This window comes from Olsenella porci (assembly GCF_009695875.1).
Classification (GTDB): domain Bacteria; phylum Actinomycetota; class Coriobacteriia; order Coriobacteriales; family Atopobiaceae; genus Olsenella_H; species Olsenella_H porci.
Map to the genome: position 1 here is coordinate 110,701 of NZ_VUNC01000001.1, position 19,648 is coordinate 130,348.

At 63.2% G+C, this 19,648-nt stretch carries 20 protein-coding genes and 2 tRNA genes; 2 read left to right on the plus strand and 20 right to left on the minus strand.

The features are described from left to right. Positions 1-50 precede the first annotated feature (50 nt). Genes purN through purE form a run of 4 tightly spaced genes read right to left on the minus strand, consistent with a single transcriptional unit; the run spans position 51 to position 3,098 of the window. The gene (purN, locus tag FYJ68_RS00490; RefSeq protein WP_154433375.1) at positions 51-677 is read right to left on the minus strand and encodes a phosphoribosylglycinamide formyltransferase; all 627 of its coding nucleotides are present in this window, start codon (positions 675-677) and stop codon (positions 51-53) included. Then, entirely contained in the window at positions 674-1,747 is a 1,074-nt protein-coding gene (gene purM, locus FYJ68_RS00495; protein WP_154433376.1) for a phosphoribosylformylglycinamidine cyclo-ligase, read from the minus strand. The genes purN and purM overlap by 4 nt, the downstream gene beginning before the upstream one ends. A 15-nt stretch (positions 1,748-1,762) precedes the next feature. Next, a complete protein-coding gene (srtB, locus tag FYJ68_RS00500) occupies positions 1,763-2,617 on the minus strand; it encodes a class B sortase (protein ID WP_154433377.1) in 855 nt (284 codons plus the stop codon). 19 nt (positions 2,618-2,636) lie between these two features. Next, complete coding sequence (gene purE, locus FYJ68_RS00505) at positions 2,637-3,098, minus strand: 5-(carboxyamino)imidazole ribonucleotide mutase (RefSeq protein WP_154433378.1); 462 nt, start codon at positions 3,096-3,098, stop codon at positions 2,637-2,639. 186 nt (positions 3,099-3,284) lie between these two features. Here purE and FYJ68_RS00510 point away from each other — a divergent pair, with 186 nt between their 5' ends. After that, positions 3,285-4,157 carry a bifunctional hydroxymethylpyrimidine kinase/phosphomethylpyrimidine kinase gene (locus FYJ68_RS00510; protein WP_154433379.1) on the plus strand — a complete coding sequence of 291 codons (873 nt, stop codon included), beginning with the start codon at positions 3,285-3,287 and terminating at the stop codon, positions 4,155-4,157. A gap of 69 nt (positions 4,158-4,226) precedes the next feature. On the opposite strand, the gene FYJ68_RS00515 is transcribed toward FYJ68_RS00510, so the two are convergent. The 14 genes from FYJ68_RS00515 to FYJ68_RS00580 form a co-directional block, all read right to left on the minus strand. Continuing rightward, on the minus strand, positions 4,227-5,174 hold the full coding sequence (locus FYJ68_RS00515) for a hypothetical protein (protein ID WP_154433380.1): 948 nt from the start codon (positions 5,172-5,174) through the stop codon (positions 4,227-4,229). 144 nt (positions 5,175-5,318) lie between these two features. Continuing rightward, entirely contained in the window at positions 5,319-6,068 is a 750-nt protein-coding gene (locus tag FYJ68_RS00520) for an NUDIX domain-containing protein (RefSeq protein WP_154433381.1), read from the minus strand. Between the two features lie 18 nt (positions 6,069-6,086). Beyond that, complete coding sequence (gene purD / locus FYJ68_RS00525) at positions 6,087-7,385, minus strand: phosphoribosylamine--glycine ligase (protein ID WP_154433382.1); 1,299 nt, start codon at positions 7,383-7,385, stop codon at positions 6,087-6,089. A gap of 23 nt (positions 7,386-7,408) precedes the next feature. Beyond that, complete coding sequence (locus FYJ68_RS00530; RefSeq protein ID WP_326832176.1) at positions 7,409-8,341, minus strand: DegV family protein; 933 nt, start codon at positions 8,339-8,341, stop codon at positions 7,409-7,411. Positions 8,342-8,349: 8 nt separating this feature from the next. Continuing rightward, positions 8,350-9,630 (minus strand): adenylosuccinate synthase, encoded by a 1,281-nt coding sequence (locus FYJ68_RS00535; protein ID WP_154433384.1) that lies wholly within the window; start codon positions 9,628-9,630, stop codon positions 8,350-8,352. A gap of 105 nt (positions 9,631-9,735) precedes the next feature. Then, positions 9,736-11,124, minus strand: a complete 1,389-nt coding sequence (gene dnaB, locus FYJ68_RS00540) for a replicative DNA helicase (RefSeq protein ID WP_154433385.1) — start codon at positions 11,122-11,124, stop codon at positions 9,736-9,738. A 520-nt stretch (positions 11,125-11,644) separates the two neighbouring features. Continuing rightward, positions 11,645-12,175, minus strand: a complete 531-nt coding sequence (gene rplI, locus FYJ68_RS00545) for a 50S ribosomal protein L9 (RefSeq protein WP_154433386.1) — start codon at positions 12,173-12,175, stop codon at positions 11,645-11,647. Between the two features lie 23 nt (positions 12,176-12,198). Then, positions 12,199-13,251 (minus strand): DUF2232 domain-containing protein, encoded by a 1,053-nt coding sequence (locus FYJ68_RS00550; RefSeq protein WP_154433387.1) that lies wholly within the window; start codon positions 13,249-13,251, stop codon positions 12,199-12,201. Positions 13,252-13,280: 29 nt separating this feature from the next. Then, entirely contained in the window at positions 13,281-13,553 is a 273-nt protein-coding gene (gene rpsR, locus FYJ68_RS00555) for a 30S ribosomal protein S18 (protein ID WP_154433388.1), read from the minus strand. Between the two features lie 42 nt (positions 13,554-13,595). After that, on the minus strand, positions 13,596-14,090 hold the full coding sequence (locus FYJ68_RS00560) for a single-stranded DNA-binding protein (protein WP_326832136.1): 495 nt from the start codon (positions 14,088-14,090) through the stop codon (positions 13,596-13,598). 47 nt (positions 14,091-14,137) lie between these two features. Continuing rightward, positions 14,138-14,431, minus strand: coding sequence for a 30S ribosomal protein S6 (rpsF, locus tag FYJ68_RS00565; protein WP_154433389.1), 294 nt, complete (start codon positions 14,429-14,431; stop codon positions 14,138-14,140). A gap of 268 nt (positions 14,432-14,699) precedes the next feature. After that, positions 14,700-15,686 carry a DUF4013 domain-containing protein gene (locus FYJ68_RS00570; protein ID WP_154433390.1) on the minus strand — a complete coding sequence of 329 codons (987 nt, stop codon included), beginning with the start codon at positions 15,684-15,686 and terminating at the stop codon, positions 14,700-14,702. A gap of 188 nt (positions 15,687-15,874) precedes the next feature. Next, a tRNA-Ser gene (locus FYJ68_RS00575) sits at positions 15,875-15,965 on the minus strand. A gap of 44 nt (positions 15,966-16,009) precedes the next feature. Beyond that, a tRNA-Ser gene (locus FYJ68_RS00580) sits at positions 16,010-16,100 on the minus strand. Positions 16,101-16,320: 220 nt separating this feature from the next. On the opposite strand from FYJ68_RS00580, the gene FYJ68_RS00585 reads away from it, so the two are divergent. Beyond that, positions 16,321-17,127, plus strand: a complete 807-nt coding sequence (locus tag FYJ68_RS00585) for a trimeric intracellular cation channel family protein (RefSeq protein WP_326832137.1) — start codon at positions 16,321-16,323, stop codon at positions 17,125-17,127. An 84-nt stretch (positions 17,128-17,211) separates the two neighbouring features. Here FYJ68_RS00585 and typA read toward each other — a convergent pair whose 3' ends face one another. Together typA and FYJ68_RS00595 are read right to left on the minus strand one after the other, a co-directional pair. Next, a complete protein-coding gene (typA, locus tag FYJ68_RS00590; RefSeq protein ID WP_154433392.1) occupies positions 17,212-19,050 on the minus strand; it encodes a translational GTPase TypA in 1,839 nt (612 codons plus the stop codon). Between the two features lie 114 nt (positions 19,051-19,164). Further along, positions 19,165-19,632, minus strand: coding sequence for a hypothetical protein (locus tag FYJ68_RS00595; RefSeq protein WP_154433393.1), 468 nt, complete (start codon positions 19,630-19,632; stop codon positions 19,165-19,167). Positions 19,633-19,648: the final 16 nt, after the last annotated feature.

Below are 19,648 nucleotides of genomic sequence, written 5' to 3' on the forward strand. Positions count from 1 at the left end.
CCCCTCGGCACGAGAGGCCGACCTTCTGCCTTTGGTGCTGCGTCTCTCCCCTACTCGGGGTCAATGACCACCTTGCGGCCGTCCACGTGCACGCGACCCTCTGCAAGGAGCTGGATGGTGTCCGGGTACAGCTGGTGCTCGACCTCGTGGATGTGGGCCTCGAGCGTGTCGACGTCCCAACCCTCCTCGACGACAACGGGGCGCTGCGCGATGATGGGGCCACAGTCGTAGCTATCGTCCGCAAAGTGCACCGTCACGCCCGTCACCTTGACGCCGTAGTCATAGGCGTCCTGGATGGCATGCGCACCCTTGAAGCTTGGCAGCAAGGCCGGGTGAAGGTTCACGACCCGGTTCTTGAAGGTCTCGAGTATGGGTGCATGGACCATGCGCATGTAGCCGGCCATGATCACGTAGTCCACCTGGTGCGCCTTGAGCTCGGTGGCAATGACCTCGTCGGCCGTGATGGGGTCCGCGTAGATCTCCTTTGAGAGCGTGAGGGTCTGGAGACCCGCCGCCTGAGCGCGCTTGAGTCCGTAGGCGCTGGGGCGCGAGCTCACCACGAGCTCGATGCTCGCGTCCAGGGTCCCCGCGGCGATGCGGTCGATGATCGCCTGCAGGTTGGTGCCGCTGCCGGAGAGAAGGACTCCCAACCTGATTGGGTCGTGCCTCTCGCTCATCGGTACGTCACCTTGCCCTCGCCGGGAACGCACTCGCCCATCACGAATGGCTCAAAGCCCTTGGATGAGAGGGCCGCCATCACGTCGTCCACGTCGTCCTTGGCGACGATAACGCTCATGCCGACGCCCATGTTGAAGGTCTTGTAGGCCTCGTCGGGGGTGAGGCCGGCGGCGTTGGCGCAATAGGTGATCACGGGCGGGACCTTCCAGGCAGGACCATCCTCGCCACCGCGGTAGACCACGGCGTCCACGTTGGAGGGAAGCGCCCTGTTGAGGTTCTCGGTGATGCCGCCGCCTGTGATGTGCGCCATGGCGTGGAAGGGCACGCCCTCCTTGAGAAGCTCGACGAGCTTCCCCGCATAGATGGTGGTCGGGCGCATGACGGCGTCGGCGAGGCTCTCCCCGCCCAGCTCCGCCAGGGGCTGGTTGAGCTCCTCCACGCTCTTCCCCTCGATGGCGACCTTGCGGACGAGGGAGTAGCCGTTTGAGTGGATGCCACTCGAGGGGAGCCCAAGGATGACGTCGCCCACGTTGACCTTGTGCGGACCGATCATCTTGGGACGGTCCACGACGCCCACCACAAAGCCCGCCAGGTCGTAGTCGTCGGGATCCATGACACCGGGGTGCTCTGCCATCTCGCCACCAACCAGGGCACAGCCGGACAGCTTGCATCCCTCTGCGATGCCGCCAACAATCTTTGCCACGTGCTCCGCCTTGAGCTTGCCGATGGCAACGTAGTCCAGGAAGAAGAGCGGCTCCGCGCCGATGGGCACCACGTCGTCCACGCACATGGCCACGAGGTCCTGGCCAACGGTCTCGTGGCGGTCAAGGAGCTGGGCGATGGCGAGCTTGGTTCCCACGCCGTCAGTGCCCGAGACGAGCACCGGGTCCTCCATGTCCTTGAAGCCCTTCATCGAGAAGCAGGAGCCAAATCCCCCAAGGCCACCTATGACCTCGGGACGGTTGGTCTGCCTCACGGCCTCCTTGATGGCGTCGACCGCGCGGGCGCCCTCGTCCACGTCCACACCGGCGTCGGCGTAGGTAACGTGCTTGCCCTGCTGGCTCTGCATGGCTCGTCTCCTTTGCTAGTTGCTCGCGGCAGTCGCCGCGTTTGCCTCTGACTTTGGTACGCACACCAGGATCGAGCGTCCGTACCCCTCATAGTAGTTGCAGGTCGAGAGGGTCAGCACGTGACTGGTCCCCTGGATTATCTGCTCGGCATCGGCCCGTCGCGACACGGCTTTTGCAAGCCGCTCCGTGAGGTAGGACCTGAACTCCTCGTCGGACGAGAAGCTGAACTGCCTCACGGTGGTGTCGTTGGGGTCCGTGAAGTAGACGAAGAGCGGCTCGAGCTCGTAGGATGCGCCTTCGGTCAGGTACCAGACCGTCGGCGTGTTGTCGAACGTCTCCTGGTCCTTGAGCAGGAACAGCGGCTGGAACATGGTGCCGTTCTTGAGGTGGTGGCCATACAGGATCGTCTGCTGGTCAACCATGCCTGGCGCGGTGTTCTGGTAGTCCATGAACACCTGGCCAAACACGTCGTACTCCTTGCTAGGCCCATGGGTGAGGTAGAAGGAGTTGTCAGAATGCTGGAACACCGCATAGTTCACCACGGTCCCCGGCACCTCGATCCAGCCCACGGCCTCGTCGTTCATCGCCTTGAGGGATTCCCAGTCCACCGTTTGGGCAGAGGACGCCGCGGACGAGTCGGTGGGTGAGGGCTCGGTCACGTACTTCTGCGCCATCTCCTTGGTCACCTGGTCCTGCCGCCAGTACCGGTACTGGTTAAACCCCCAGATGCCGGCAGCAACGATGAGCAGCCCGATGCCAACCACGATCAGGATGGTCGACAGGACCCGGCGCCAGCCGCGATGACCCTTCCCGCCACTAGTTTGGGCGACGGGGGCGGCGTGCGTGCCTCTCCTCTGCCTCTTTGCCATGTCTTCCTAACGGGATGCGCTAGGCCTCGGCCATGGAGCGCTTGAAGTCGACGATCACCTGGCGCCACTCGGGCGTGGTCGCACCAAGAATCTGGGTGGCGTAGATGGCTGCGTTCTTGGCACCACCGATGGCTACGCAGGCCACGGGAACACCAGAGGGCATCTGAACCATGGAGAGAAGCGAGTCCATGCCGCCCAGATCGCTCGTCTTCATGGGGACGCCGACGATGGGGAGCGGCGTGTATGCCGCGACGACGCCACCCAGGTGCGCCGCCTTGCCCGCCGCGGCGATGATCACCTTGATGCCGCGGTCGGCGGCGGTGGAGGCCCACTCGTGGACCTTGGCGGGATTGCGGTGGGCAGAGGCGATCACCAGCTCGTAGGGAACCCCAAACTCGTCAAGCTGCTTGGTGCACGCCTCCATTGCGGGAAGGTCCGACTTGGAGCCCATGATGATGCCAACAAGCGGTGCGTCTGCCATTGCTTCCTCCTTGTCGCGGGCCAAAAGCCCGCTATTCTGTAATGACCCACCAAGTATAGACGGCATGGGCACCCATCGCGACCAAGGTGGGGAGCATCGGGGCGCCACCACGTCTTGTCCCCACCCCACGCCCGGACGCATGCGGCCTGCCCCCCGACGCCGTCTCTCGCACGCGAGGAGTTGCCCATGCCCGATCAAGACGACGTGTTCCTGTACCACCGCGAGGGAGCCTACATCCCGCGCGTCGCCGCGGTCCACGACCTCTGCGGTTACGGAAAGTGCTCGCTCGGCGTGGCGATACCCGTCCTCTCGGCAGCGGGTTGCGACGTGTGCCCCGTCCCCACCTCGCTCTTCTCGGCCCACACCAAGTTCCCGACCTTCTACATGCACGACACCACGCCCATGCTTCACGAGTACCTGGACGCATGGGACCGCGAGGGGGTCGAGGTCGACGCAATCTACTCGGGCTTTTTGGGGTCTGCGCAGCAGGTTTTGGCAATCCAGCGCCTTTATCGGGAGCATCCAAACGCCCTGCGCATCGTCGACCCCGTCATGGGCGACGGTGGCAAGAAGTACCCCACATACACAGACGAAATGTGCCAGGCGACCGCCGGCCTCGTCGACGGTGCGGACCTGCTGACCCCCAACCTCACCGAGGCCTCCATCCTCACCCACCTGCCATACGAGGGCCAGTCGCCCGACGATACCCAGGTGGCTCGCATGATGGACGGGCTCCTTGCCATGGGCGCCCGCTACGTGGTCCTCAAGGGCATCGTTCGCGGAGGAGACACGATCGTCAACTTTGTCGGAGGCCGCAACATGGGCATGGCGGCAGTCGATGGCAGGCTCCTCCCGTTTATGATCCATGGGACGGGTGACCTCTATGCCTCGTCGCTGCTCGCCGCCATCATGTGCGGACACGGGCTTGTGGACGCGGCGGGTTTCGCCGGGACCTTCGTTCGCAAGGCGATGGAGGTCACCAGGCGGCAACCCGACTACCAGATGAGGGGCGTCAGCTTTGAGACGGTCCTAGGCGACGTCACCGCTCTCGTGGGGTAGCCCCCAGGCACAACGCAGAAAAAGACGGGAGGGGACCGCCCTTGTGGACGGTCCCCTCCCCCCATTGCGCTACTTTCCAGCGGATTCGGAGCCGGCGGAGTCGGAGCTTGCCGACGAGGCGGAAGTCGCAGACGAATCCGCCTCGTCGCTCGAGGACGTGTCCGTGCGATCCACGATCAGGTCGTCGTCACTACTGCTGTCGCTCGAGTCGCTGCTTCCGAGGACGGAGCTGATTATCTCGGACGGTGTGAACGACGAGGTGATGCTGTCGTGCAGCTTCTTCTGCATGTCCGCATCTATGCCCGTTATGGTGCAGTTGAACTTGACGCCCGAGGACGTGTTGGTCTTGGTCCAGATGAAGGTCATCAGCGTCTTGGTCTCGCCCGTGGGCTTGAGGAAGCCAAACAGGCTCGACGTCTGGATCTTGCCGTTCTCGCCCTCGTGGACGTTGACGTGATAGATGACGGTGTTGACGTTGGGGTTGAGCAGGGCGTTGACCGCAAGGGCCGTTGCCTGAATCTGCGAGCCGGAGAACACCTCGAGCTCGTTGGTCGAGGTGGTGTCCGTCACCGTGACCTCGATGCGATGGGTGTTCTCGTCCGCCTCGACGACCTGGAAGTCCTCGGGGAACTGGGTGAAGCCGTTGCCCCACTCCACGCCTCCCTCAAGGGCGGAGGCAACAGTTGAGACGCTCACGTCCTCGGAGAGGTTTGCGGTGCTCGCGCGGCGCGCAGCGGCACACGAGACCTGGCCGAGCACGACCACCAGGAGGATGACGATTACAAATCCGATGGCGGTGCGGGTGATGGTGGTGCCAACGTTTGAGCCGGAGGGGTCAGCCTGGGACAGCGGGTCGATGTCGACTCCCTGGCCCGCCTGCTCGCGATGCCGACGCTCCTTGCGGGCCGTCTCCTCGTTGGTGTGGCCGGTTTCGTCGACGGTGGCAAAGAGCTTCTCGGCCTGCTCGGCGTTGAGGGCGTCCTTCTCCCTGCGCGCTCCCTCTCTCTTCTTTGCCATCTGAAGTCTCCCGTAACGAACGTATGGTCACAACGCGGACGCGGCCCACGAGGTCTGAGTATAGATAATGAATCGCATCCGTTTCTTAATGCGACCTCGTCTTCTTCCCAACTGCACGTATGGGGAGAAGACGAGGCCGTTTTGTCACTCGGAAGCCGTTTCCGCGTCTGGCGCCAGGCGACGCGAGACCGCGTCGCAGATGAGGGCACCTATCACGGTCTTCGCGTCCTCGATCCGCCCGTCGAGCACCGCGTCCACGAATTCGGGAAGGCTAACCAAGTCGACGTTGATGAACTCGTCGGCATCCGGGCTCGAGTGGTCAAGCGAGAGGTCAGTTGCCATGTAGATGTGGATGAGCTCGTCGGCAAAGCCGGCTGACGTGGCAATCGTGGTGAGAAACGCAATGTTGCGAGCCCTGAAGCCCGTCTCCTCCAAAAGCTCTCGCGAGGCGCAGTCCAGGGGATCCTCGCCGGGAGAGAGCTTTCCCGCGGGAATCTCGACCGTGACCCTGCCCAGTGCCGCACGGTACTGACGTACGAGGCAGATCCTGCCGTCCTCGGTGAGGGCAACGATTGCAACAGCGCCAGGATGCCTTACAACGTCCCTGATGGCAGGACGCCCGTCCGGGAGGGTGACCCTCAGCCGGTCGACGTCGAAGATCTTTCCACGCCACTCAACCTGCTCGGTGTCCACGCGCTCGGTCAGGGCGGCGTCGCGCGGGTCCTCGTCACCCAGGACGAGGTCGCGACGCTGGGGCTTGCCCGAGACGTGATCCTGGGACGAGCGGTCACCGTCGTAGGTAAAGGCGAGGGCTGAGTCCCTCACGCTCCTAAGCGCACCGGCGAGGGGCGAGGCCCCCTCGTCGTCCCTGTCCGCATCTTTGGGTGATGACATTTCTCGCACCTCCCAGACCTACAGGTTCTGACGGCCCTTGATGGCCTTGATGCCAATGTCGTGACGGTAGGTCTTTCCCTCGAAGAAGATCTTGTCACAGGCCTGGTAGGCACGGTTTCGCGCCGCCTCGAAGGTGTCCGCCACGGCAGTAACGTCGAGCACGCGGCCACCGTTGGTGAGCAGGCTGCCATCCTCGCCGAGCTTGGTCCCGGCGTGGTACACGGTGACGCCCTCCATCTTGTTTGCCTCGTCGACTCCCGTGATGACCTTGCCCTTCTCGTAGTGGCCAGGGTAGCCGGCGCTCGTGAGAACGACGGAGACGGCCCAGTCGTCGTCCCAGCCGATGGTCGAAGGGTCGAGCGTGCCGGCATCGCAGGCGAGGAACGCCTCGACCAGGTCGCCCTTCATGCGGGGCAGCACGACCTGGGTCTCCGGATCGCCAAAGCGGGCGTTGAACTCCAGGACCTTGGGACCGTCCTTGGTGAGCATGAAGCCACCATAGAGGCAGCCGCTGTACGTGATGCCGTCAGCACGCAGCTGGTCGATGACCCTCTGCTCGATGTCCACCATTTTCTCGAGCTCGCCAGGCAGGAGGATGGGCACGGGAGAGTACACGCCCATGCCGCCCGTGTTGGGGCCAAGGTCGCCATCGTAGGCGCGCTTGTGGTCCTGCGAGGTCGCAAGCGGAACGAGCGTGGTGCCGTCGGTGAGGGCGAGGAGCGAGCACTCGGGCCCCTCGAGCATCTCCTCCACCACCACGGTGGAGCCCGCCTCGCCAAAGTTCCCGCCAAAGCACTCGCGAACGCCCTCGAGCGCCTGCTCCGTGCTCTGGGCGACGATGACTCCCTTGCCCGCCGCCAGGCCATCGGCCTTCACGACGCATGGGCCGGCCAGCTTACGAACGTACTCCTCGCAGGGGGCCTGCTCCGTGAAGGAGCGGTAGCTTGCCGTGGGAACGCCGGCACGGGCCATGACCTCCTTGGCGAACTTCTTGGAGCCCTCCATCTGGGCAGCCACGCCCGAGGGACCAAACACGGGGATGCCCTCGGCGCGGACCGCGTCGGCAACGCCGTTGACGAGCGGCGCCTCTGGCCCGATCACCACGAGGCCAATCCCGTTCTCGCGCGCGAACCTCGCGACGTCCTCGGGGGAGTCCTGGTCGCAGTCCGCCTGGCTCGCCATCGCCAGCATGCCCCCGTTGCCCGGGGCCACCCAGAGCTTCCCCGCGCGGGGGGACTCGGCCAGCTTCACGAGGAGCGCGTGCTCGCGCCCACCCGAGCCAAGCAAGAGGATGTCTACCTTCTCTACGTTACTCATGCTTTTCCTCCAAACGTCACCCGTCAGGGAATGTAGCGCAGGATACCAGCGGCTTCCTCGGCAGGAAGGAGCGACTGCGGCACGTAGGCAAGGCCCACCGCTCCGACGCCGAGGAGTGCCGTGGTCGTGGGGTTGGTGTTGAGAATCGCCGCCCTTTTCGCCTCGAACTCGTTGGTGTCGAGCGGCTTCTCGATGGTCGAGAGGAGCCGGGGCACGCCCGCGTTGATCTCCACGTAGGTAAGCGGACCCACCACCTGCGAGTAGGAGCTCATCGAGCGCGCCATGTTACCGGCGAGGAGCCGAATGTCCGTGGAACGGAACTGCTCCACGGCAACGCCGTCGTCGTCAATTGAGAAGCAGCGACGGACCCCGAGCGCACGAACGCGCAGAGAGTCGGCGCGGCCGAGAAGACCGTGGTGGACGCGGGCCCCAACGAGCGTCGGGCTGGCATCGGGGGCGGGGATGATGAGCGCCCGCGCCGACTCGGCAACCTTCACCGCACCCTCTACCGCCGCCTCCGTCGACATGCCGGCGTCGCGGTCGAGGACGAGACGCGCGAGGACGAGAGCCATTTGACCAGAGACGCACTTGGTGTCCACCACGTGCACGTTTGCCTCACGAACCCTGTGGGCGGCCTTGACGGCAAGGTCGTACGCATCGCGGATGCGAGACGAGACATGCAGCGAGACGATGTCGGTGTACCCCCTGTTGACGAGGGAGCGATAGACCCTCTCAAACTCCTCGACCGCGGGGGTGAACGTGGTCACCTGTCCCTTGGTTGAGGAGAGCTCCACGAAGAAGTCGACCGGATTGAGGTCGATGCAGTCGCGATAGCTATGACCGGCCACGCGGACGACGAGCGGCACAAGCGCGACCCCGGCCCTCTCCAGGTTGGAGAGGGGGAGGTCGCACGCGCTATCGCACACTATGGCAAAGCCCTTGCGGGCAGAATCCACGGCCAAGGCTAGTTCCAGTAGCGGTTGATTGTCTGCTCGCGGTCGGGACCGACGGTGATGATAGAGGCCCTCACGCCGGCGAGCTGCTCCAGGAAGTCGATGTAGTCCTTTGCCTCACGGGGAAGCTGGTAGAAGTTGCGAACGCCCGAGATGTCGCACTTCCAGCCCGGAAGGGTCTCGTACACCGGCTTTGCGTGGTAGAACACGCTCTGGTGCTCGGGCACCGTGGTGTAGCGCTTGCCATCGCACTCGTACGCCACGCAGACCTTGATCTGGTCCAGGCACCCAAGGACGTCGAGCTTGGTGATTGCCAGGTCGGTGAGCCCGTTGACGCGTGCGGCGTAGTTGACCACGACCGCGTCGTACCACCCGCAGCGACGCTTGCGGCCGGTGGTCACGCCATACTCGTGGCCGACCTCGCCCAGCTTGTCTCCGACCTCGTCAAAGAGCTCGGTCGGGAAGGGACCGGAGCCAACGCGGGTCAGGTACGCCTTCGCAACGCCCAGGACGCGGTCGATGCGGGTGGGGCCCACGCCCGACCCGGTCACCGCGCCGCCGGCGGTGCAGTTGGAGGAGGTCACGAACGGATAGGTGCCGTGGTCGATGTCGAGCATCGTCGCCTGCGCGCCCTCAAAGAGGATGTTCTTCCCCTGCTCGAGCTGCTCGTTGAGAAAGAGCGAGCTCTCCACGATGTAGGGACGGATGCGCTCGGCATAGGGGAGGTAGGTCTCGCAGATCTGGTCGACCGTATAGGTGGGGAGCTCGTAGACCTTCTCGAGGATGGGGTTGGTGTAGGCGAGCGCGCTCTCCAACTTCTCGCGGAAGATGTGCTCGTCGAGCATGTCCTGGATGCGCAGACCGGTGCGGTTCATCTTGTCCATGTAGCAGGGGCCAACGCCGCGCTTGGTTGTGCCGATGAGGTTCTTGCCGAGCTTCTTCTCGTGTGCGCCGTCGAGGTCCTTGTGATAGGGCATCACGATGTGCGCGTTGCCAGAGATCTTGAGGTCATCACAAGAGATGCCCTGCTTCTCCAGGACATCGATCTCGCCCAGAAGCACCTCGGGATCGACGATGCAGCCGTTACCGATGACGGGATAGACGCCCTTGTACATGACGCCCGAGGGCACCTGGTGAAGCGCGAGCTTGTGCCCGTTGGCAATGACCGTGTGTCCCGCGTTGGCACCACCGGCATAGCGGCAGACCACGTCGAATTCGCCAGAGATAAGGTCGGTGACCTTACCCTTGCCCTCGTCTCCCCACTGAGTTCCAACTAGCACTGATGCCGGCATTGAGTCCCCTCTCGAAGCTGCGTTCGATACTCAGTCAAGTATACGACGGACCCGCCTGAGCCCATCCCAGACTGCGGGGGCACTCGGAGCCACCACTTGCCCAGCCTAGTCGTGATGCATGTCCACCTCCACGAACTTGGTGGAGCCGGGGAGGAAGGTGAGCGGGACGATGTCGAGCGGGCCCGAGCGGTTCTTGGCGATGATGAAGTTGGTCACGTTGAAGTCGGGGCGGTCGCTCGACTCGGCCTCCTCCTCGGTCATGGAGCGGTCCAGGAGGATGACGACGTCGGCGTCCTGCTCGATGGAGCCCGACTCGCGCAGGTCGCTCAGCTCGGGCCTCTTACCCTTGCGGTCGGTGACGGCACGGTTGAGCTGCGAGAGGGCGACGACGGGGACCTCAAGGTCCTTTGCCATGATCTTGATGCCACGAGACATCTCGCTGACCTCCGTGGCGCGGGAGTCCGCCCTGTGACGTCCCGCCGGGGGCGAGAGAAGCTGCAGGTAGTCGAGAAGGACCAAGCCGTGGTCCTTGCCCTGCAGCATCCTGCGGGCTTTGGCCCTGATCTCGGTCACCGTGGTGCCGGGCGTGTCGTCAATCATAATGTCGAGCTTGGATAGGTCGCGGGTGGCCTCGAGGATGGTCGGCCACTGGTTGTCCTGGATGCGGGCGCCACGGATGGCAGAAAGCGGAATGCGTGCTTGGGCGGACAGGAGGCGCTGCGCAATCTCCACCTTGCTCATCTCGAGCGAGAAGAACGCGATGGACGCCCCGTGAGCGGCCGCATTGACGGCGAGGTTGAGCGCGAAGGAGGTCTTTCCGACACCCGGTCGCGCTCCGATGACGATCATCTGGCCGGGGCGCAACCCTTGCAGACGCTGGTCGATGCCCGAGTATCCAGTCATGACACCCAGGGAGCCCTCGGGGTTCTGGCACGCCTCCCCCAGCTCGGTGTACAGGTCACCCATGACGTCGGCAAGGTCGCTGTAGCTGTCACCTATCTCGCGGTTGGTGACGTTGAGAAGGAGGTTCTCGGCGGAGTCCACGACCTCCTTGGTGTCCTCCGGGGCGTCAAACGCAAGAGCCGTGATCTTGGCAGATGCCGCGATGATTGCCCGCAGGGTTGAGTCGCGGTGAAGGATCTCGACGTGGTGACGCCAGCTCGCAAGGGCAAACGAATCACCATTGAGCTCAAGGAGGTACGCCATGCCTCCAGTCCGGTCAAGCTGCCCCTGTGACTTGAGGTGGTCGGCTAACGAGATGGGATCCACGGGCTTCCCCCGGTCGAACATCTCGCTCATTGCCAGGAAGATAAGCCTGTGGGAGTAGAGGTAGAAGTCCTGCTCCTCCAGGTCGATCAGGCACTCCTGCAGAACATCCTGCGAGAGGAGCATCGCAGAGAGAACGGACTTCTCGGCAGCAAGGTCCTGCGGCATCGAGGCGTCACCGGCAGGCGGCGTCGGATCTCTGTCGTAGTCGATGGGGGCGTCTTGCATGGGACCTCCGGTGATGGGTGCATTTCGTCTAACTATAGTTCCTTCGGGCCCAATGACATCGCAATCCAAGTGCCCATCGGGAGCGTGCGCCATCCGCACGCCCGAAGACTCCCTGCATACATTCGCGTCAATACTCTTCGAGTGGGGCAACGCGACATTGGCGAGGGCACCACATCAATGGCATCAACCCAACTGGGCATTGTTGACACTGTGACGCGTCTAGCGGGGGCGTTAGAAGTTTTCACAGTTTTCAACATTTTGAGGAAGTCGCCAACGAATCCTCTCGCCTTACACATCCATAGCAGGGCTTTTTCAGTGGTTTAACCCATTGACGTGGGACTATTCACTCGCAAAGGCACAAGGCATCAAATAACCGCAGGTGAGAGCCTTATTACTGACATTCGACATGCAGCGGCCCCCCGTCGGACAGAATCCGATAGGGGGCCACAGTGACCTTTGGCGCTACGAGCCCAAAGACGTAACCGCCAGGAAAATGTTGATTTCCCTCCGACAGAGTTTGCTACTCGGCAGCGGCCTCGGTCTCGGCAGCGACGGTCTCGTCGGCCTGGGCGTCCTCCTCGGGCTCCTCGGGCTCGGCCTCCTCCTCGCTCACTCCAACGAGGACGGTGACGACCGCGTTGATGTCGCGATAGAGGTTGACCTCGACGGGATGCTTGCCGACGGTCTTGATGGTCGCGCCACGGCCGATGCGCTTGCGGTCGACCTCGACGCCAAGCTGGTCCTTGATCGCGGCGACGATCTGCGCGGTGGTGATGGAGCCAAACAGCTGGTCGTTCTCGCCGACCTTGGCCTCCACGGTGACGGACTTGCCGTCGAGCAGCTCCTTGGTGGCGTGCGCGTCGGCGAGGCGCTTGGCCTCGCGCTTCTCGATGCCCGCGCGGCGCTCCTCAAGCTGCTTCAGGTTGCCCGGGGTCGCGGGCTGGGCGATGCGGTTGGGGAACAGATAGTTCTCCGCGTAGCCCTGGGCGACGTCCACGACGTCTCCCTCGCCACCCTTGCCCCTGAGCTCACCCAAAAGGATGACTTTCATGGGAACTCCTTCGGTTGGTCGGCCTAAGCCGACTCCTTGCTCTTCTCTCCTGGGCCAGCCTCTCTCCCCTGCCTACCGCGACCAATGCCGCGGAAGTTAGCGAGGAGGTCGACGAGGCCCACAATGCCAACGACGGCAAACGACCATTCGATCCAGACCGCCACCATGACCGCAAGCGCCCTGGTGAAGGGACCAAAGCCCCTCCTTTCCAGGAACCACACGATGAGCGCCGTACCCTGCAGGGAAAGCGCCACGCGAGCCGCCACGAGGACGTTGGTGCCAACGAACCCAACCAGGGGGCTGAGGTTCGTGAGGTACCTCGGCGCCATGGCTGCGGCAGCGGACAGGACGAACACAACGCCCACCCACCGCGGCGCGTCGTAGGACGAGAGTCTTCCAACGGGGAGGCTCACGTTCATCTGGCGCGCAGCCAACTTGGTCCCCCAGTGCGCAAACAGGACGATCGCCCCGGCTGCGCATAGGTAAGCCAACGGCCAGTAAGAGGCCACGAGCTTTCGTGCCACCTCCACCTGGGAGCTCATTGTAAGGTTCATGGAACCCCCATACGAGGCACCCATCTGGCGGAGGACCCCGTCAAACGCGGCTGGCACCGAGGTACCGTTGAACGCCGCGGCCACCGAGTCCGAGGCAAGCACCACCAGCATGGCCGCGATGATGGCGAGACTCACCCTGCCCACGGTCACCTGCCTGCCATAGACCGTGCGGACCATGGCGAGACAGACGAGCGCGATCAGGACGGACATTGGGATCTGCCAGGGGTTGTAGAGGATAGAGACGACAATCCCCGCACCCGCGGCCACAAGGGCCGCCGTTTTGACCGATCCCCGGTCGTCGCTCTCGTTCACGAACGAGAGGCCGTACGTCGTCAGGACCGCCGCGATCTCTGCGCTCAGGGGAGCGCAGGCACCGCCAAGGATGGACCACATCATTCCCCGCCGGTAGCGCATCTGCCCCATGCCATCCCCCTGACCACGTGTGCCAAATGGGATGACCTCGCGGCTCTCGCCCATACCGTCAGGCCTGACCGGCCCGTTCTTTTTCTCGCTGTCGCTCAACGATTGCGGTCCTTAGCCCTTTGGAACCTCTACCCGCGGTTGCGGCCGCCGCGGCTGGAGACCACGGGGACCGTGTAGGGCAGAAGTGCCATGACGCGGGCGCGCTTGATGGCGACCGCGATGTCGTGCTGATGCTGCGTGCAGGCGCCAGTGACGCGACGGGGCTTGATCTTGCCGCGGTCGGTCATGAACTTGCGAAGGAGCTGGGTGTCCTTGTAGTCGATGTACTCGACATCCTCCTTGCAGAACTGGCAGTACTTGCGACGCGGCTGGCGCTGTTCAACTTGCCTTTGCTTAGCCATGTCTTTGTTGCCTTTCAACTGGTGGCTTGCGCCACCTACTCACTAGAACGGGATGTCCTCGTCGTAGACGTCCGCCTGGGGCGGGGTCTGGACGGGACGCTGGGGCTGTGGGTTTGCCGCGGGCGCGGGTGCTGCGTAGCTCGGCGAGGGAGAGGACATATACGCCCCGTTGTTGCGGGGCTCGTAGCCCTGACCGCCGCCTTGCTGGCTCCTGGACGAGAGGAACTCGACCTCGTCGACGACGACCTCGAGTTTGCTCCTCTTCTGACCGTCGCGCTCCCAGGAGCTGTAGCGAAGCTTGCCCTCGATGGCAACCTTCGAGCCCTTGGAGAGGAAACGGCTCAGGGGTTCCGCCCTGTTGCCAAAGACGACGCAGTCAACGAAGTTGGGAACATCCTCCCACTCGCCCGTCTGCGGGTTGCGACGGCGGTCGTTAACCGCCACGCCAAACGACAGGATGGCGGTACCACCCTGGGTCTGTTTGAGCTCCGGGTCGCGTGTAAGATTGCCGGAGATGTTCACCCTGTTAATGCTCACGTCGCTCACTGCCTCTCATCTGCGGGCGCAATGCCCGCCTCTCATGACTAGTCCCTGTCGGAGCGGCACACGATCATGTGACGCTTCACGGCATCGTTGATGCGCAGAACTCGGTCGAGCTCGGCGATCTGTGCGGGGTCTGCATGGAAGTTGATGAGGGTGTAATCCCCCTCGGTGAGCTTGTCGATCTCGTAGGCGAGCTTGCGCTTGCCCCAGTCCTCGACGTTGTCGACCTTGCCACCATTCTCGGAAACAGCAACGTCAATACGCTTCATGACGCCAGCGCGGGTCTCCTCGGTGCTTGCGGGATCGACAAAATACAGCAGTTCATAAGCCTTCATGTGGTCACCTCCTCTGGGCTAAACGGCTCCGGTTAGTGAAGGTTGCCTCCGGAGCAGGAAAGGTCAAGGTGCGATGTTAACACACGATGCCGCGGGAGGGCTTGCGGCCACTCCCACGGCACCAACAACACGCAGACCCCACATCTATGCTACCAAGGGCACAAGGACCTTACGGTCCCCCGTTCCCCACAAGGTAGCTGCCAAGAGGGGCGGGATATCCATATGCTTGCAAAAACGTGGCAGGGGTCTTTTCGTCACATACGACCTGCTAGGCGAGGGGGTCATCCCCCTCTGGGCGAGTGGGCTCCTGGCTGCCGTCGGGTTGGGTCGACGACTCCTGGGGCTCGTCGCTCTCCCCCGCAGACCCCTCGCTTTTAGAACCAACGGGGGTCTCCGCCGCCTCCCCCTCGGATTGGGGGACCTGAGGGGTGACCGGATCAACGGGAAGGCACTCGTCAGGCGTGGGCAACTCGGGCGTCACGGGAAGCGGGTCGCCGCTGGCTCCCCAGGCTGGCACGTTGAACTGGCGCATCCACAGGCCAACGGCGGTCACGAGAATCATGTCCGTGAAGACGCCAAGGAAGTTCGCGGCAAACAGCAGCAGAACCGCCCATGGGGCAACGTCCGTGAAGGCCCTCACAATTGCATAGGCAAGTGCCTCGGTTGTGCCGGAGTAGGCGACAATGCCGATGATGCTAAAGACCACAGGCGCGAGAAGGACGAGCGCGAGAACGAAGAGGATGAGACCCGTGATGAGCTGGATGACCACGGACAGCCCCGCGATCCTGAAGAACCCGGAGCCATCCCTCTTCAGCATGTCCGTGATGCGGTCCGCCCTATACCCAGCGGTAAAGTTCTGGTACACGGTCGCACGGAGGGCGCAGATTCGCATGATGATGGCAAAGAGGATGCCCGCTACGTCGATGAGGATGGTAACGAGCGAGTTCCCGTTGGTGACATCCGTCAACATGGCACCGATGAGGGCAAAGACTATTACCCAGCCGATGGTCGAGACGAAGCCCCTCCATCCAGCCTTGATGCATTTCCCAACCTGCACGTTCTTCTGCTTGGGCGATGAGTCGACACCCCATGCGGTGAGGCGCGCCCATTCGAGCTCGTAGCCAAGCACGCCCAGCGCCCCCACGATGGGGACGAAGAGCGCAACTGCCATGACCAGCAACGGCTTGTACCATCCCTTGTCCCTGGAGAGGAGCTTCCAGGAGCGGGAGTAATATCCTTCGTTTCCGTCAGCCAAGGGGTTCTCCTTCCAAGAGCCAACAGCAGACAGCTAATGCATGCGGGGCGTTCCCGCATGCTCTTTTGAAAGAGTATCCCCCAACCTCGGTTCCAGCCCTCCGAGAATGGAAGCCATGCGACAGTCAGCCGTCACGATGCGCCCTTCACAAAAAGGGGCCCGTCAGAGACGGACCCCAAAATACTCAATGGCGGAGGAGGAGGGATTCGAACCCTCGTACCCGCATAGCGGGTAAACGGTTTTCGAGACCGCCGCATTCAACCACTCTGCCACCCCTCCGAAGGGCGTGAAAGCGGCGCCCGCAGGCGCCGCTCCTCATTCGCTGGCGGAGAGTCAGGGATTTGAACCCTGGATGCGCTTTGGGCGCATACACGATTTCCAATCGTGCTCCTTCGGCCACTCGGACAACTCTCCGTAAAACCGCAAAGGGAAGTATACATTACTTACTCCTGGGATGCGACTCTCACTTTTTCTCCAACAAGGTTTGGGTAGCGCGGGGCCACTCGGGTTCACGCCGCTCCCCGAGGAGGACGAAACCGTCCCGACGGCGTATGGCGAGTGACGGGTGGCGGCGTTACCATGCTCCACGGAATGTGGGAAACGTGTCCGGGCATTGCCCGATGTGGGGGTACGTGTGATACCTGAACTCTTCTCGAGCTACGGGCCGGATACGGCTGCCGTCGCAATTCCCGCCTGGCTCGACCTCTCCGCAGTGGTGGCAGGCTCGTTCACGGGCATCCTCGTTGCCAAGGAGAGGAGCCTCGACCTGGTTGGGTACCTCGCACTCTCGATCCTCTGCGGCCTTGGCGGCGGCCTCATCCGTGACACCATCATGCAGGTGGGCGACGTGTACATGCTTCGCTCGTCCTACGCCATTCCGGTCACGGTCATTGCCGCCATCCTGGGCTTTCTCTTCTCGGGCGTGCTACACAAGTTTCCCAACCTGCTCAACTGGGCGGACATCATCTCGGTCGGCCTCTTCGTTGCCGCAGGCACCGACAAGGCAATCGTCTATCACCTCAGCCCGTGGGCGTGTGCCCTCATGGGAACGGTAACCGGCGTGGGAGGCGGGATGCTCCGAGACATCTTCCTGGGAGACGTACCGAAGATCTTCAAGAGGAGCAACCTCTATGCCCTCTGCGCGGTTGCGGGATCCGCGATCTATTACGTGTTCGTGTTGATCCTCTACATCAACAGGCCATGGGCCGCACTTGCATGCATCGCGGTCGTGGTCGCGCTGCGCATGTGGTCACTCAAGTACAACGTGCTCTCCCCGTCCGATGTGGACCTGACGCCCAAGGCAACCCGTGCGGCGAGGGTCGTGTATCACCGGGCCATGGCGAGGGGCGAGCACGAGGGTAAGACCTACGTCACCCGCTACACCACCAAAAGGTCCGAAGGGGTCGATTACCTGCAGGAGGGTCACCAGACCAGAGGGTAGCCTTGTCTCCCATGTAGTACGGAGACGAATACGGGGTCCGAGCTTTTGCCCGGACCCCGTGACGTATGTCTCGCCTGATTGTGACTACTTGTCGACCATCCCGTGACGGACACGCCACTTGCGACGCTCGGTCTCGTTGAGGATGCGCTTCCTCATGCGGATGTTCTTGGGCGTCACCTCGACCAGCTCGTCGTCCATGATGTACTCCATTGCCTCCTCGAGCGTGAAGGTGCGCGGAGGGGTCAGCTGCACCGCGATGTCGGCGGTTGAGGAGCGCTGGTTGCCAAGGCTCTTGGTCCTCGCGACGTTAACGACCATGTCACCCGGCTTGGAGCGCTCGCCCACGAGCATGCCCTCGTAGCACTCGGTCCCCGGCCCAACGAAGAGGGTGCCACGCTCCTGGAGCGTGCCAAGGGCGTAGGCGACTGCCTTCTCGGTGGACATAGAGATCATCGCGCCGTTCTGACGGCCACCAATCTCGCCCGCATACGGGCCGTACTCCAGGAAGGTGTGATAGAAGACCGCCTCGCCGTGCGTCACGTTAAGGATGCGGTTCTTGAGGCCCATGATGCCACGGGTCGGAATCTTGAACTCAAGGTGGGTCTGCGTGGCGCCCGTGTCCATCTGCGACATGGTGCCGCCGACGTTGCCAAAGAGCTCGATGACCTTGCCCGCGTACTCGCCGGGGCACTCGACGACCGCCTGCTCGATGGGTTCGACCTTGTTGCCGTTCTCGTCCTTCTTCACCAGGACGCGGGGACGGCCAACCTGGAACTCAAAGCCCTCGCGCCGCATCTCCTCCATAAGGACGGAGAGGTGCAGGATGCCGCGGCCAGCGACCTCCACACCCGTCTTGTCGGGGAGCTCCTCGATGCGCATGGTCACGTTGTTCTCGCGCTCCTGCTCCAGGCGCTCCTTGAGCTGGCGGCCACCCACGATGTCGCCGTCGCGACCGACGAGGGGCGAGGTGGAGGGCTCGAAGACGATGGCGAGGGTCGGGGGATCGATTTCGATGGGCTCGAGCTCCACGGGATTCTCGGGGTCGGTATAGACGTCGCCGATGTCCGTGCTGTCAACGCCCACGACCGCGGCGATGTCGCCGGCACCGACCTCCTGGCACTCCTTGCGTCCCAGGTAGTCAAAAGTGAAGAGCTGTTTGACCTGGCTCATGGCCCGGCTGCCGTCGTTCTTCACGACGAGGATGCGGTCACCATCGTGAATGGTGCCGGAGTAGATGCGGCCAATGCCAATGCGACCGACGTAGTCGGAGTGGTCGACAGTGACGACCTGCATGGCAAGCGGGCCCTCGAGGTCTGCGTCGGGCGCAGGAAGGTCGTTGACAATCATGTCGAGCAGCGGATACATGTTGTCGTTGCCGTCGTTGGGGTCGAGACGAGCGTACCCGTTGACCGCCGACGCATAGACCACGTGCTCCATCGAGAACTCGAGGTGCTCGTCGTCGGCACCAAGGTCCATCATGAGGTCCAGGCAGTCGTTGAGGGCCTTCTCGGGGTTGGCGCCATCGCGGTCGATCTTGTTGATGCAGATCATGATCTGCAGGCCGGCCTGGATGGCATGGGTAAGCACGAAGCGCGTCTGGGGCATGGGGCCCTCGGCTGCGTCCACGAGTAGCACGGCGCCGTCCGCCATCTTGAGGACTCGCTCAACCTCGCCGCCAAAGTCCGCGTGTCCCGGAGTGTCGATGACGTTGATCTTGACGCCCTTGTAGTCGATGGAGATGTTCTTGGCCAGGATGGTGATGCCACGCTCGCGCTCCTGGTCGTTGGAGTCGAGGACGCGCTCCTCCACCTGCTGGTTGGCACGGAATGCATCCGTTGCCTTTAGAAGCTGGTCGACGAGCGTTGTCTTGCCGTGGTCGACGTGAGCGATGATTGCGATGTTCCTGATGTGCTCCTGGAGCATAGGTCCCTCTCGATCAGATGATGCGATTATGTGCAGAGATAGACTCACGCACTGTATATCAGTCTTGCCCGTGCGTGCGTAAGGACGGTGTCATTCCACCTAAACTGCTTGTTGTCAGATGAGGGGATCGAGCTCGCCCGCCGGGGCGGGGTCCGTCCAGCGAAAGCCGTCGCCCTCCCCCACGCCATCCACGAAGGAGTACGCCGAATAGCTGTGGTATCCTCTCTCCCCAAACTCGAGGAGCACGGCGGGGAGGTACGCCCCCGTCTCGTCGGCGATGGACGCCTCGTAGGCGATTGCATAGCGCACGGGCAGGGCGAGGCCCGCCGACGAGTCGCCGTTGCCGTCCACGGTGCGGACGACCTTGTCGCGCGCCGCGTCGAGGCAGGCCTGCGGACCGTCGTCCGCGAACTCGTAAGAGGCGAGGTTACCATCATCGTCCTGCATCACCAGGAGGACGTTAAGCGCCTCTCCCCTGGCAAGCGCGTCGAACGCGTCCCCCATGAGCGTCGTGCTCATCAGGTCGAGCTCGGGGGAGACGCCCTCGCGTCGGTCCCGGGAGTCCATTTCCTTGTCAGCCATTGGCCCATCCTTCCCC

Excerpts from the sequence above, each read along its gene's own strand:
- purN (WP_154433375.1), bottom strand. The coding sequence starts at position 677 with ATGAGCGAGAGGCACGACCCAATCAGGTTGGGAGTCCTTCTCTCCGGC.
- purM (WP_154433376.1), bottom strand. The coding sequence starts at position 1,747 with ATGCAGAGCCAGCAGGGCAAGCACGTTACCTACGCCGACGCCGGTGTG.
- srtB (WP_154433377.1), bottom strand. The coding sequence starts at position 2,617 with ATGGCAAAGAGGCAGAGGAGAGGCACGCACGCCGCCCCCGTCGCCCAA.
- purE (WP_154433378.1), bottom strand. The coding sequence starts at position 3,098 with ATGGCAGACGCACCGCTTGTTGGCATCATCATGGGCTCCAAGTCGGAC.
- FYJ68_RS00510 (WP_154433379.1), top strand. The coding sequence starts at position 3,285 with ATGCCCGATCAAGACGACGTGTTCCTGTACCACCGCGAGGGAGCCTAC.
- FYJ68_RS00515 (WP_154433380.1), bottom strand. The coding sequence starts at position 5,174 with ATGGCAAAGAAGAGAGAGGGAGCGCGCAGGGAGAAGGACGCCCTCAAC.
- FYJ68_RS00520 (WP_154433381.1), bottom strand. The coding sequence starts at position 6,068 with ATGTCATCACCCAAAGATGCGGACAGGGACGACGAGGGGGCCTCGCCC.
- purD (WP_154433382.1), bottom strand. The coding sequence starts at position 7,385 with ATGAGTAACGTAGAGAAGGTAGACATCCTCTTGCTTGGCTCGGGTGGG.
- FYJ68_RS00535 (WP_154433384.1), bottom strand. The coding sequence starts at position 9,630 with ATGCCGGCATCAGTGCTAGTTGGAACTCAGTGGGGAGACGAGGGCAAG.
- dnaB (WP_154433385.1), bottom strand. The coding sequence starts at position 11,124 with ATGCAAGACGCCCCCATCGACTACGACAGAGATCCGACGCCGCCTGCC.
- rplI (WP_154433386.1), bottom strand. The coding sequence starts at position 12,175 with ATGAAAGTCATCCTTTTGGGTGAGCTCAGGGGCAAGGGTGGCGAGGGA.
- rpsR (WP_154433388.1), bottom strand. The coding sequence starts at position 13,553 with ATGGCTAAGCAAAGGCAAGTTGAACAGCGCCAGCCGCGTCGCAAGTAC.
- rpsF (WP_154433389.1), bottom strand. The coding sequence starts at position 14,431 with ATGAAGGCTTATGAACTGCTGTATTTTGTCGATCCCGCAAGCACCGAG.
- typA (WP_154433392.1), bottom strand. The coding sequence starts at position 19,050 with ATGCTCCAGGAGCACATCAGGAACATCGCAATCATCGCTCACGTCGAC.
- FYJ68_RS00595 (WP_154433393.1), bottom strand. The coding sequence starts at position 19,632 with ATGGCTGACAAGGAAATGGACTCCCGGGACCGACGCGAGGGCGTCTCC.